Source organism: Olivibacter sp. LS-1, assembly GCF_008245145.1.
GTDB classification, from domain to species: Bacteria; Bacteroidota; Bacteroidia; order Sphingobacteriales; family Sphingobacteriaceae; genus Olivibacter; species Olivibacter oleidegradans.
In genome coordinates, this window is sequence record NZ_CP041643.1 from 525217 (window position 1) to 538361 (window position 13145).

Annotated in this window: 12 protein-coding genes; 11 read left to right on the forward strand and 1 reads right to left on the reverse strand. The window is 40.9% G+C overall.

Annotated features, from left to right (window positions below; translation table 11 throughout):
- The 11 genes from FKG96_RS02115 to argH all read left to right on the forward strand — a co-directional run bounded on the left by FKG96_RS02115 (window position 1) and on the right by argH (window position 12206).
- Window positions 1-1698, forward strand: coding sequence for a sodium/solute symporter (locus FKG96_RS02115; protein ID WP_130854813.1), 1698 nt, complete (start codon window positions 1-3; stop codon window positions 1696-1698).
- A gap of 547 nt (window positions 1699-2245) precedes the next feature.
- Window positions 2246-2941, forward strand: a complete 696-nt coding sequence (locus tag FKG96_RS02120) for an N-acetyltransferase (RefSeq protein ID WP_013664331.1) — start codon at window positions 2246-2248, stop codon at window positions 2939-2941.
- A 180-nt stretch (window positions 2942-3121) separates the two neighbouring features.
- Window positions 3122-4309 (forward strand): argininosuccinate synthase, encoded by a 1188-nt coding sequence (gene argG / locus FKG96_RS02125; RefSeq protein ID WP_130854812.1) that lies wholly within the window; start codon window positions 3122-3124, stop codon window positions 4307-4309.
- Window positions 4310-4391: 82 nt separating this feature from the next.
- Entirely contained in the window at window positions 4392-5363 is a 972-nt protein-coding gene (gene argC, locus FKG96_RS02130; protein WP_130854811.1) for an N-acetyl-gamma-glutamyl-phosphate reductase, read from the forward strand.
- A gap of 41 nt (window positions 5364-5404) precedes the next feature.
- A complete protein-coding gene (locus FKG96_RS02135; RefSeq protein WP_149105117.1) occupies window positions 5405-5767 on the forward strand; it encodes a four helix bundle protein in 363 nt (120 codons plus the stop codon).
- Between the two features lie 27 nt (window positions 5768-5794).
- A complete protein-coding gene (locus tag FKG96_RS02140; protein WP_013664335.1) occupies window positions 5795-6934 on the forward strand; it encodes an aspartate aminotransferase family protein in 1140 nt (379 codons plus the stop codon).
- An 81-nt stretch (window positions 6935-7015) separates the two neighbouring features.
- Window positions 7016-8014: an acetylornithine carbamoyltransferase gene (locus FKG96_RS02145; RefSeq protein WP_013664336.1), complete on the forward strand. Its 999-nt coding sequence runs from the start codon at window positions 7016-7018 to the stop codon at window positions 8012-8014.
- Window positions 8015-8037: 23 nt separating this feature from the next.
- Window positions 8038-8814, forward strand: coding sequence for an acetylglutamate kinase (gene argB, locus FKG96_RS02150; RefSeq protein ID WP_041387970.1), 777 nt, complete (start codon window positions 8038-8040; stop codon window positions 8812-8814).
- Between the two features lie 24 nt (window positions 8815-8838).
- Entirely contained in the window at window positions 8839-9642 is an 804-nt protein-coding gene (gene proC / locus FKG96_RS02155) for a pyrroline-5-carboxylate reductase (protein WP_013664338.1), read from the forward strand.
- A 1-nt stretch (window position 9643) separates the two neighbouring features.
- Window positions 9644-10711, forward strand: coding sequence for a M20 family metallo-hydrolase (locus tag FKG96_RS02160; RefSeq protein ID WP_130854810.1), 1068 nt, complete (start codon window positions 9644-9646; stop codon window positions 10709-10711).
- A gap of 163 nt (window positions 10712-10874) precedes the next feature.
- The gene (argH, locus tag FKG96_RS02165) at window positions 10875-12206 is read left to right on the forward strand and encodes an argininosuccinate lyase (RefSeq protein WP_130854809.1); all 1332 of its coding nucleotides are present in this window, start codon (window positions 10875-10877) and stop codon (window positions 12204-12206) included.
- A gap of 90 nt (window positions 12207-12296) precedes the next feature.
- Here the strand turns inward: argH and pyrH are convergent, their stop codons facing one another.
- On the reverse strand, window positions 12297-13004 hold the full coding sequence (gene pyrH / locus FKG96_RS02170) for a UMP kinase (protein ID WP_013664341.1): 708 nt from the start codon (window positions 13002-13004) through the stop codon (window positions 12297-12299).
- Window positions 13005-13145: the final 141 nt, after the last annotated feature.

A 13145-nucleotide genomic window follows, 5' to 3' on the forward strand; every position in this document is an offset into this window, starting at 1 on the left:
ATGGGAAAATTTGCACAAATTGATTACATCATATTTCTCGTCTATTTTGTAGTAGTAGCGGGATATGGATATTGGATTTATCGCAAAAAAAACAATGCGAACGCCAGTAGTAAAGATTACTTTTTAGCTGAAGGATCGTTAACCTGGTGGGCAATTGGCGCTTCGCTTATCGCCTCCAATATATCGGCAGAGCAATTCATCGGTATGAGCGGCAATGGATTTACCGTCGGGGTTGCTGTTGCAGCCTACGAGTGGATCGCGGCCCTGGCTCTTATTATTGTAGCCGTGTGGTTCATTCCTGTTTATCTGAAAAACAAGATTTTCACCATGCCGCAATTTTTAAATAATCGGTACAATGAAACAACCAGTCTAATCATGGCTGTATTCTGGTTGTTCCTTTATGTTTTTGTAAATCTAACGTCAATCTTATTCTTAGGAGCTTTAGCTATTAATAATTTGGCCGGCGGTGGAAGCTTTCATACGATTGTGTTGGCTCTATCGGTCTTTGCCGTTGTAATTACCCTGGGCGGTATGCGCGTAATCGGTTTTACGGACGTTATTCAGGTGCTGGTACTTATTATTGGTGGCGTAGCTACAACTTATGTAGCGCTTACACTTGTCAGCGAACATTTTGGTTTAGGCAAAGATGTATTGGCCGGCTTCTCGCAACTTATGAAGGATTCGCCGGAGCATTTTAAAATGATTATCGAAAAGCCGACTGCTTCGTCATCCCAGGAGGAAATTAATAAGTACCTTATGCTCCCCGGCTTAGGCATGTACTTAGCAGGGATATGGATTGTCAATCTAAATTATTGGGGTTGCAATCAATATATTACCCAACGCGCTTTGGGTGCTGATTTAAAAACCGCACGTACGGGAATTCTTTTTGCCGGATTTTTGAAGCTTTTTATGCCGGTTATCGTTATGCTTCCCGGGATCGCCGCTTATGTTCTATACAAAAATGGCGCTTTGCAGGAAGAAATGGCACCGGGCGGACATTTCAACCCTGACAATGCCTATTCGGCTATTCTAGGTTTTCTGCCTGATGGCATGAAAGGGCTATCATTAGCTGCCTTAACCGCAGCCATTGTTGCTTCGTTAGCAGGAAAGGCCAACAGTATAGCCACTATTTTCACCATGGACATCTATAAAAAGTATATGAATAAAGATGCGTCGGAAAGAAATCTGGTCAATGTTGGAAAAATTACCGTAATCATCGCGATTGCAGCATCAATTCTCTTCACGTGGGACGATATGCTTGGAATCGGCGGAGAGGGCGGTTTTACTTTTATTCAAAAATATACCGGTTTTATCAGTCCAGGTGTATTGGCAATGTTTTTATTAGGTATGTTTTGGAAACGAACTACAGGAGCTGCAGCCATCGTAGGACTTATTATGGGTTTTGCTTTATCGGTAGTTTTTAACAATTACGCGCCGACGTGGTTTGGAAATGACACTTTGTTATATACGGCTTATCCAAACGGGCGCGGTGGTTATGAAATTCCTTTTCAGATTTGCATGGGCCTTTCGTTTCTGTTCACTGTTATTGCAATGATCGCTGTTAGTTTGGCAGGACCAAAAATTAATCCCAAAGCATTCGTTTTAGACACTAAAATGTTTAAAGTAGAACCTTCCGTAATGGTTATGATTGTATTGACTTTACTATTAGTTAGTGCGCTTTACGTAAGATTCTGGTAATCTCCCGAAAATGGGATACCTCTTATATTGCCTTTCAGTTACAAGAGGTATCCCATTCTATACACCTTTTAATGGAATATAACGCCACAGCCTTCGTTTTACACCTTTAAAGAAATCCTAAAAATGGGAGTCAAGCCATAACATTATCAAAACTGCCAAGCAAAATCGATAAAATATTACTAATTTTATACAATAAATATTGCATAAACCAAATTTTATTTTTTACATTTGCAACCATTATTAAATAAGGAAAGATTCTTTATAACATGAATATTGCTAATATGCATATAAATATTGCTAAGCATTCCAATCCAGGAAGTGCGCAAGTAATCCCGTGCATAAAAGCGATTGGCAACAAACTTGTTTTAAGAGTCCGACGACCCATTATGCCCCGGGCTTGATTCGAGGGCATACCCACTCCACAAAAAGTACAATAGCGAGTCCGGTTATTGTATCCATCAAAAACAATTAACAAAAAGGTAATCAAAATCAAACGGTAGAGCAAAATGTGTTTTATTGTTTTGTTCTCTTGGGTCATTCACATTCAATGAATACTTCAAATTTTGTTGTTATTCCTGCAAATGAATCGCATATCGGATATGCCGAACAGATTTGCAATGAAATGGCGGAATCTGCCAAAGCACGCGGTACGGGTATTGCACGTCGAAAACCGGAATATATTGCTAATAAGATGCTTGAGGGAAAAGCTGTAATAGCGCTCCATAAAGATGGCACTTGGGCAGGTTTTTGTTATATCGAAACTTGGAGCCATGGTGAATATGTTGCCAATTCCGGCCTCATCGTTAATCCGGTTTTCCGAAAAGAAGGGTTAGCTAAAGCTATTAAAAAGCGGATTTTTGACTTATCGCGCGAAAAATACCCGAAGGCAAAAATCTTTGGTCTGACCACTGGTTTTGCAGTAATGAAAATCAATTCGGAGCTGGGGTATGAACCCGTCCCCTATTCAGAGTTAACCCAAGACGAAGAATTTTGGAAAGGTTGTCAAAGTTGTGTAAATTACGATATCTTAATGAGTAAAGACCGTAAAAATTGTATGTGCACAGCTATGTTATGGGACCCTGTGGAGAAGGAAAAAGAGCTTCGACAAAAAATTGAGCAAAAAGCGAAAGCAAAAGAACGTTTGAAACAGATGCAAAAAAAGCACTCCTTATTAAAACGTATCGAATTAAGTTTGAGAAGAAGGAGCAAAATTATCGCTACCTTGTTTTTAGCGTACGATTAGTTGATGTATTCGTTACTGCTTACAGTAATTACAATATAAGCTAAGCCTGTAAAAGACAGGTATAACCGAGTGTTAGGAGCTCATTTATGCCAATAAGAGCCTTCACTCATCATATTCTATAAGATGGATTTGCCGGCGTACTGCAAGCGAGTTCATTCCGTTTAATAATAAATTATTCTAATGAAAAAGAAAGTAGTATTAGCATTTAGTGGAGGATTAGACACCTCATTCTGTGCCATTTACCTATCCAAAGATATGGGCTTAGAAGTTCATTCCGTCATCGTCAATACGGGAGGATTTTCGGAAGATGAACTTAAACAGATCGAAGCACGCGCTTATGAGCTCGGTGTTGCGTCACATGCTACAGTTGATGAAACCCAAAACTATTATAACGAAAGTATAAAGTATCTTATCTACGGTAACGTATTAAAAAATGCAACCTATCCCTTATCGGTAAGTGCCGAGCGTGTATGCCAAGCAACTGCAATTGCAAACTATGTAAAGAAAATCGACGCAAACTTCGTTGCCCATGGAAGTACTGGTGCAGGTAATGATCAAGTACGTTTCGATATGATCTTTAATATCCTGATTCCGGACGTAGAAATCATAACACCTATTAGGGACTTGAAATTAAGCCGCGAATCTGAAATCGATTACTTGCATAATCATGGTGTAACCTACAGTGCCGAAAAAGCAAAATACTCGATTAATAAAGGCATTTGGGGCACTTCAGTGGGAGGAAAAGAAACCTTAACATCCCATGAAACATTACCGGAAGAAGCATGGCCCACACAAGTGACAGCAAGTGAAAGCAGAAGAATTACCATCGAATTCGAGAAAGGTGAGCCGGTAGCACTTGACGGTGAACGGCTAGGTCCGGTAAAAGTGATACAAAAATTGCAGTCGATTGCCCAGCCATACGGAATAGGAAGAGATATACACGTAGGAGACACAATCATTGGCATCAAAGGAAGAGTCGGTTTTGAAGCGGCAGCACCGGTTGTTATTATTAAAGCTCATCATACACTTGAAAAACACACACTTACGAAATGGCAGTTAAGTTGGAAAGATCAGTTAGCTTCTTTTTATGGTAACTGGATGCACGAGGGGCAATTTCATGATCCTATTATGAGAGATATTGAAGCCTTTTTGCAAAGCTCACAGGAAATGGTCAGTGGTCAAGTATTCGTTGAATTAAACCCGTATCGATTTAATATAATTGGCGTGGAATCCAAGCATGATTTAATGTCCAGTAAGTTCGGAAGTTATGGAGAGATGAATAATGCATGGACTGGCGAAGATGTAAAGGGATTCTCTAAAATCTTTGGAAATCAAGTAATGATATGGCATAAGGTTAATAAGTTGTAAGTTTTAAGTAATGAGTTATAAGTATCGAGTGAGTAAGAAAAAAACGTATAACGTATTACTTATAACTCAAAACTATTCTGATATGAATAAAATAAAAGTAGGGATTGTTGGCGGAGCCGGCTATACCGGAGGAGAGCTTTTAAGGGTTCTCATTAATCATCCTCATGTAGAAGTTGCCTTTGTCAATAGTAACAGTAACGCAGGGAACCCGGTTCATTCCGTGCATACTGATCTATTTGGCGATACAGAGCTGAAATTTACCGATGAGCTTCCCCAAAATATTGATGTCTTATTTCTGTGTGTTGGTCATGGTGCGGCCCGGAAATTTTTAGAGGCAAACCGGATAGCCGAATCCATTCGGATAATTGATCTGAGCCAGGATTACAGATTGAAGTCAAAGGCGGAAAACTTTGTTTATGGTTTACCCGAGCTTCAACGGGATAAAATAAAAACGGCGCAGCATATCGCGAACCCGGGCTGTTTTGCTACAGCGATTCAATTGGGCTTGCTGCCGTTGGCAGCTAAAGGACTGCTGGCTTCGGAAATACATATCAATGCAACAACCGGCTCTACCGGTGCCGGACAGAGCTTATCACCGACATCCCATTTTAGCTGGAGGAATAATAACCTTTCCGTATATAAGGCTTTCGAGCATCAACATCTACATGAGATCGGAGAAAGTCTTATTCAACTGCAATCTTCGTTTGATCAAACAATCAATTTTGTGCCACAACGTGGTGCATTTACCCGAGGTATTTTAGCCTGTACTTATTTGGAGTCAACATTATCTATAGAGGAGGCATCAGATTTATATAGCCACTATTATGCAAGTCATCCATTTACTCACGTAAGTCCGGGCAACATCGATTTAAAACAAGTGGTGAACACGAATAAAGCACTGATTCATTTAGAGAAACATGGTACTAAATTGATGATTATCTCCATCATCGATAATCTTCTAAAAGGTGCAAGCGGACAAGCCGTACAAAACATGAATCTTCTATTCGGATTGGAGGAAACGACTGGATTGAAGCTTAAAGCCGTTGGTTTTTAAGTTATAAGTTATAAGTAGTATGTTATACGTTTAACTTCAAAATGCAAAATTATAAAGAATTGATTGTATGGGTAAAGTCGCATCAAACTACTCTTAATATCTATAAAATCAGCGCGGCTTTTCCTAAAGAAGAACAATACGGTTTAACCAGTCAGTTGCGGAGGTCTACAGCTTCTATACCTGCGAATATTGCAGAAAGATGTGGAAGGCCCTCCCAAAAAGATTTTATTCACTTTTTGAGCATTTCGTTAGGATCTGCAAACGAAACAGAATACTTTTTACTACTTGCAAATGATTTAGGCTATTTATCACAAAAAACTTTTGAATCGCTCAACGACGAAATTAATCAGATAAAAGCAATGCTCATTTCGCTCATAACAAAAATACGTAGCACGATAGCTTAAAACGTAAAACTTAATACTCATAACGCAATGAAACTCTTTGACGTATACCCTATAAATCCCATTGAAATTGTAAAAGGAGTTGGCTCTTATGTTTATGATGCCACTGGCCGGGAATACTTAGACCTATATGGAGGACACGCAGTTATCTCCATAGGCCATAGCCATCCGCATTATATACAGCGTATAACAGATCAACTGAATAAGATAGGTTTTTACTCTAATTCGATTGAGATACCGCTTCAAAAACAACTCGCTGAGCTACTGGGCAAAGTTTCTGACAAAAAAGATTACCAGCTTTTTTTATGTAACTCCGGCGCCGAAGCTAATGAGAATGCGCTCAAATTGGCGTCTTTTTACAATGGTCGCAAAAAAGTGATCGCATTCAAAGGCGCTTTCCACGGAAGAACATCACTAGCGGTTTCGGCAACTGACAATCCCAAGATTATCGCTCCGGTAAACGAGACGGAAAATGTTATTTTCCTTCCTTTCAATGACGAAGACGCACTTGAAAAAATCTTTGCGGAACAAGGAGAAGCGATATCTTCCGTCATTATTGAAGGAATTCAAGGCGTTGGTGGTATACGGGTAGCCAACCACAGCTTCCTTCAGAAAATACGGAGCTTAACCGAACAGTATAATGCAATCTTTATTGCTGATTCTGTACAATGCGGCTACGGACGCTCCGGAAAATTTTACTCCCATGACCATGCAAACGTACAAGCAGATATTTATAGCATGGCCAAGGGTATGGGTAATGGCTTCCCGATAGGTGCCATTTCCATTTCACCCAAGATTAAGCCTTGGTTTGGTGAATTAGGTACCACTTTCGGGGGGAATCATCTTGCATGCGTAGCCGCCTTAGCCGTTTTGGAGACGATGGAGAAGGAACAACTCGTGCAGAACGCATTGCAAATTGGACGCTATTTAATGAGCGAATTAAAGGGATTTGATAAAATCAAAGAAATAAGAGGTGAAGGTTTAATGATCGGCATCGAGCTTCCGGAAGAGCTAAATCAGGTCAAGAAAGATCTATTATTTAAAAACCATATATTTACAGGAGAGGCAAAGCCTAATGTGATCCGCTTACTGCCTGCATTGAATTTAGGAAAGAAGGAGGCGGACAGGTTTTTGGAGGCATTATCGGAGAGATTAAGAAGTTATAAGTAATAAGTTTCACGTCGTAAGTGCCTAAAGCTTAAAACGGACAACCTGTAACTTAAAACGTACAACTATTAAAAAAGAGATTCAATGAAGAAATTTTTTTCAGTAGCGGATGTAGATAATTTATCAACTATTGTCAAAGAAGCATTAGCGCTTAAAGCTGCACCGAATGCTCATCGCAAATTGGGAGAACATAAGATGCTCGGACTTGTTTTCCTGAATCCAAGTTTACGCACACGACTTAGTACACAGAAAGCTGCTATAAACTTGGGAATGGATGTTATGGTCATGAATATGGATAAGGATGGCTGGGCGCTTGAAACCAGGGATGGCGTTGTGATGGATGGCACAACGGTTGAACATATTCGGGAGGCGGCGGCCGTAATGGGTGAATATTGTGATGTTTTGGGCTTACGTTCCTTCCCAGGCTTAAAAGATCGTAAAGAAGACTATAGCGAAGACCTTTTTAATAAATTTTCAACTTACTGCAAAAAACCCCTTGTTAGCTTAGAGAGTGCTACACGTCACCCGCTTCAAAGCTTAACAGATTTAATTACGATCTTAGAGCATACGCCATCCACGTCTAAAGAAGTGGACGGTAAATTTTCAACAGTTACAGCCAAGCCAAAAGTTGTTCTTACCTGGGCTCCACATGTTAAAGCATTACCGCAAGCGGTTCCCAATTCATTCTCCGAATGGATGTGTAAAGCCCAAGAGCAGGGATTGTTAGATTTTACTATTACCCATCCTGAAGGATACGAGCTCGATGAGCACTTTACAAACGGGGCTACAATCACCACCAATCAGAATGAGGCTCTAAAAAACGCTGATTTCGTCTATGTTAAGAATTGGTCGAGCTATCAAGAGTATGGCAAAATACTGGTTACAGGAAGAGAATGGATGCCCACACCCGAGAAGCTTAAAGTAACAAACCATGCAAAAGTGATGCATTGTTTGCCGGTAAGAAGGGATCTGGAATTATCATCAGCCCTACTAGACGGTCCGGACTCATTGGTTATTCAAGAGGCTGGTAATCGCGTATGGGCGGCTCAGGTTGTATTGAAAAGGATATTGGAAAATCTATAAGAGCCACTTATATAATCCCTCATATGGAAAAACTAAATATCGTAAAAATAGGTGGCAATATTGTAGAGAATGAAACCGCGCTATCTGCGTTTACTAACGTTTTTGCCAATTTGAAAGGAAAGAAAATATTAGTGCACGGTGGAGGAAAAATTGCCAGTAAGTTAGCAAGCGATCTAGGCATCGAGGCAAAAATGGTCAATGGCAGACGGATAACGGATCTCGAAACGCTGAAAATTGTGACCATGGTATATGCCGGCTTGACAAACAAAAGCATTGTCGCGCTATTACAAGCGAACCACTGCGATGCGATTGGACTAAGTGGAGCAGATGGGAACACGATTCGCACCATTAAACGCCCTGTCAAAGAGATCGATTATGGATTTGCGGGCGATATGACCCCAACTTCGATTCATAACAAGCGTATCCAAAGTCTGCTCGAACTCGGCTTATGCCCTGTATTTTCCGCTATAACCCATAACGGAGAAGGTCAGTTATTAAACACAAATGCCGATACCATTGCTTCTGCATTAGCCGTAGGGCTCGCCTCAAACTATGATATTTCTCTAATTTACTGCTTCGAAAAAAGAGGCGTATTAAAAGATATAGAAGACGAAGGCTCCGTTATTACGCAAATTAATCGTACTCATTATAGCATGTTAAAGGAGCAAGGTATTATTGCCGACGGCATGATTCCAAAACTTGATAATGCTTTTGATGCCATTTCAAAAGGTGTCAAGAAAGTAATTATTAAACATGCGAATGATTTAACAGATGAGCAAGCAGGAACAACCATTTTTTAACGCAAATAATTCAACACGAACATTATGCCTAAGATTACCATCATAGGAAGCGGCAACATCGGCCTATCCTTGGCAAAAGGACTGATAGCGAAGGCTTATTGTAATGCCTCCGATATAACGCTCACGAGAAGGAACATCAGAAATATGTCACAGGAAGCCAAACTTGGATTTAAGCTTTCGGACAATAATAGAGAAGCAGTTCTTGATGCTAATATCATTGTTCTGGCGGTTCTCCCTCAGCAACTAAATCAAGTATTGGAACAAATCAATGGAGCCGTAATTGCCGATAAACAGCTTGTTGTTTCAGTAATTTCAGGCGTAAGCTGCCGAGATATCCGTCATAAGCTGGGCGATGCTGTACAAGTAATACGGGCGATGCCGAACACCGCTATCGCCATTGGACAATCGATGACTTGTATCGCCTCTGATAATGCACACGAGCAGCATATGGACGAGGTCACTCGCTTATTTGAAACCGTAGGTGCTGTAGTTACCATCAATGAAGATTTGATGACCTCTGCCACTGCGCTTTGTGCTTGCGGGATTGCCTTTTTCTTAAGAAGTATTCGCGCGGCTTCTCAGGGAGGTGTTGAAATTGGATTTCATGCCCACGATGCATTAAAGATGGCTGTTCAAACCGCAAAGGGTGCGGCCGACTTGTTATTGCAAATGCAAAGCCATCCGGAAAGCGAAATTGATAAAGTAACCTCACCAAAAGGCTGCACAATTGCCGGCCTAAACGAGATGGAACATAACGGTTTTAGCTCTGCCTTTATCAAAGGCATTAAGCTCTCTGCGGAACGGGCCGGCGGGCTATATAAGGAATAAGATGGACGCATTAATAAGGGATAGCATCAATTTATTGAAAGACCTAATTGAAATTCCATCTTTCAGCAAGGAAGAAACCGGGACAGCAGATCGAATTCAGCGCTTCTTCCAAGAGCGGGATATACCCTGTTATAGGAAGTTAAATAACGTTTGGGCTTACAATCAGTTTTATGACAAGCGTAAACCCACAATTTTATTAAATTCTCACCACGACACAGTAAAACCGAATACAGGTTACTCCCGCGATCCCTTTAAAGCAGCTGTAAGCGATGGTAAATTATATGGCTTGGGAAGTAACGATGCAGGTGGACCGCTAGTCTCTCTCATCGCAACTTTCTTACATTTTTATCCTTTACAAGAACTCCATTACAATATATGCATAGCAGCAACTGCAGAGGAAGAAATCTCAGGAAGGAATGGAATTGAGCTGATATTTCCCTTATTAGAGCCCATAGATTTTGCCATTGTAGGTGAGCCCACGGAGATGCATCTCGCCATTGCCGAAAAAGGGCTAATGGTACTTGACTGCATGGCCCAGGGGGCGTCAGGACATGCAGCAAGAGAAGAAGGCGATAATGCGATCTATAAAGCCATGAAAGACATTGAGTGGTTCCGCGCCTATAAATTCCCTAAAGAATCCGCTATCTTCGGCCCTATAAAAATGAGTGTAACAGTCATCAATGCCGGATCCCAACATAATGTAGTCCCGGCAACCTGCAGTTATGTAGTGGACGTGCGCACAACCGATGCTTATTCCAATGAAGAAGTACTGGCTATCATCCGCCAATATGTGGCAAGCGATGTACAGCCGAGATCCACTCGACTCAATCCTTCATCAATAACAAAAGACCATCCTTTTGTGAAAGCGGGAGTGGCTTTAGGCAGGAAAACATATGGGTCGCCCACCATGAGTGACCAAGCGCTCATTCCGGTGCCGTCTTTAAAAATGGGTCCCGGTGATTCCGCCCGCTCTCATAGTGCGGATGAATTTATATATCTTCGCGAAATTGAAGAGGGAATAGAACTTTATGTAGCTTTGCTAAGCAAGGTCTTAGCTATTAGCAATTAACTTTCGGTTATCAGCAATCGGAGATTGGCACTCGGCTAATGGCTTTTTTACTTTTTAATTTTGAATTTTAATTTCTTATGAAATGTCCATGACTGCAAAACACAAACTCGAATGAAAATAATCTGGACATTCATATGACCTTTCAAAGACAAATTATTTACATATGAAACTTTGGCAAAAAGAAACGGAAGTAGAGCAATCGGTCGAAAAATTCACAGTAGGAAACGATCGAGCACTTGATATATTTTTGGCTCCTTTTGATGTATTAGGATCCCTGGCGCATACGCAGATGCTCGAAAGCATTGGCCTATTGACAAAAGACGAACTAGCGGTTATTCAAGAAGAGCTCAAAAAGATTTATCGCGAAATTGAGACGGGTGGTTTTACAATTGATGAGCATGTGGAGGACGTTCACTCTCAGATTGAGCTATTGCTCACGCAACGTATCGGAGATGCCGGAAAGAAAATACACAGTGGTCGTTCAAGAAACGATCAGGTATTGGTCGACCTCAAACTTTACTTTAGAAACGAGATCAAACAAATTGTAGAAAATACTAAGTTTTTATTCGAGCTACTCATAGAACTAAGTAATCAATACCGGGAAGTGTTAATGCCGGGGTATACCCATTTGCAAATTGCTATGCCTTCCTCATTTGGGCTTTGGTTTGGTGCTTACGCTGAAAGCTTAGTAGACGATCTGGAGCTTATGTTGGCCGCTTGGAAGATATGCAATAAGAACCCTTTGGGTTCCGCAGCAGGCTATGGTTCTTCCTTTCCATTGAACAGAACATTAACCACCGAATTATTGGGTTTTGAGACCTTAAACTACAACGTTGTATACGCACAGATGGGCCGTGGAAAGACAGAACGAGTCTTAGCACAAGGAATGAGTGCAATCGCCGCGTCACTAGCAAAAATGGCCATGGATGCCTGCCTATATATGAATCAAAATTTCGGATTCATTAGTTTTCCCGATAAATTGACCACAGGATCCAGCATCATGCCCCATAAAAAAAACCCGGACGTCTTTGAACTTATCCGAGCTCGCTGCAATAAAATCCAGGCCTTGCCAAATGAAATCGCTTTGATGACCACAAATCTTCCTTCGGGATATCATCGAGACTTGCAGTTGCTGAAAGAGAATTTATTTCCTGCCTTTCAATCCATCAACGACTGCCTTCAAATGATGCACTTAATGCTGAGCAATATTAAAGTCAATACAAATATTCTCGAGGATCCAAAATACAACTACTTATTCAGTGTAGAAGTGGTGAATCATGAAGTGTTACAAGGCGTCCCTTTTAGAGAGGCTTATAAAAACATCGGTTTGGCAATAGAAAAAGGGACTTTTAAACCCATTAAGGAAGTAAAGCACACGCACGAAGGGAGCATCGGAAACTTACAAAACAAAGAAATAAAAAACCTCTTCGATAAGGTCCTGGGCGAATTTGGTTTCCATAAAGTGGACCGAGCCTTAAAGGAATTGCTTCAATAAGGACGAAAGGTGAAGATGTAGGGCATAACGCATAAGGTTATCAAATTAACCATAAGCCTTATACCCTACATCCCACTCCTTTAAGCTGCCTTAGTCTTTTACCAAAGTACCTATTAGCTCGCCTTGTGCTAAACGAACTAAATTGCCACTTTTGTTCATGTCAAATACGATAATCGGCAATTTATTCTCTTGGCATAAAGTAAAGGCTGTCATATCCATTACATTCAATCCTTGATTATATACATCTTGGAAGGTAATCTGGTCAAACTTAGTTGCATTAGGATCCTTTTCCGGATCGGCAGTATAGATACCGTCTACCCGAGTACCTTTTAACACAACATCCGCATTGATTTCAATAGCTCTTAAAGAAGCCGCCGTATCCGTAGTAAAGTATGGGTTTCCAGTACCGGCACCAAAAATTACGATTCTACCTTTTTCCAGATGCCTTACTGCCCTTCTTCGGATAAACGGCTCGCAAATCTGCTCCATTTTTATCGCTGTGAGCAGGCGCGTTTTCATGCCAGCCTTTTCTAACGCATCCTGTAAAGCCATGCTGTTGATGACGGTGGCCAGCATGCCCATGTAGTCAGCTTGCACACGATCCATCCCTGCTTTTTCTGCACTCAGTCCACGGTAAATGTTTCCGCCTCCAATAACAATTGCAATCTCTACCCCTTCATCATAGACAGCTTTTATGTCTTGTGCGTACTGGGCGACACGGTCGATATCGATACCGTACTGTTTGTTACCCATTAAAGCTTCTCCGCTAAGTTTAAGTAGGATACGTTTGTATTTCATTTGTATATAATTATTGATAAGTATTTACATTATTTTGCCCGTACAATTCCTCAACTTGTGGGTCGTCATTAACAACGACGCAAAATTGGGTAGCTATGTTATTTGGGGGGAAAGTATACAAGATAAATAAGGGATTGATAA

Excerpts from the sequence above, each read along its gene's own strand:
- FKG96_RS02115 (WP_130854813.1), top strand. The coding sequence starts at position 1 with ATGGGAAAATTTGCACAAATTGATTACATCATATTTCTCGTCTATTTT.
- FKG96_RS02120 (WP_013664331.1), top strand. The coding sequence starts at position 2,246 with ATGAATACTTCAAATTTTGTTGTTATTCCTGCAAATGAATCGCATATC.
- argG (WP_130854812.1), top strand. The coding sequence starts at position 3,122 with ATGAAAAAGAAAGTAGTATTAGCATTTAGTGGAGGATTAGACACCTCA.
- argC (WP_130854811.1), top strand. The coding sequence starts at position 4,392 with ATGAATAAAATAAAAGTAGGGATTGTTGGCGGAGCCGGCTATACCGGA.
- FKG96_RS02135 (WP_149105117.1), top strand. The coding sequence starts at position 5,405 with ATGCAAAATTATAAAGAATTGATTGTATGGGTAAAGTCGCATCAAACT.
- FKG96_RS02140 (WP_013664335.1), top strand. The coding sequence starts at position 5,795 with ATGAAACTCTTTGACGTATACCCTATAAATCCCATTGAAATTGTAAAA.
- FKG96_RS02145 (WP_013664336.1), top strand. The coding sequence starts at position 7,016 with ATGAAGAAATTTTTTTCAGTAGCGGATGTAGATAATTTATCAACTATT.
- argB (WP_041387970.1), top strand. The coding sequence starts at position 8,038 with ATGGAAAAACTAAATATCGTAAAAATAGGTGGCAATATTGTAGAGAAT.
- proC (WP_013664338.1), top strand. The coding sequence starts at position 8,839 with ATGCCTAAGATTACCATCATAGGAAGCGGCAACATCGGCCTATCCTTG.
- FKG96_RS02160 (WP_130854810.1), top strand. The coding sequence starts at position 9,644 with ATGGACGCATTAATAAGGGATAGCATCAATTTATTGAAAGACCTAATT.
- argH (WP_130854809.1), top strand. The coding sequence starts at position 10,875 with ATGAAACTTTGGCAAAAAGAAACGGAAGTAGAGCAATCGGTCGAAAAA.
- pyrH (WP_013664341.1), bottom strand. The coding sequence starts at position 13,004 with ATGAAATACAAACGTATCCTACTTAAACTTAGCGGAGAAGCTTTAATG.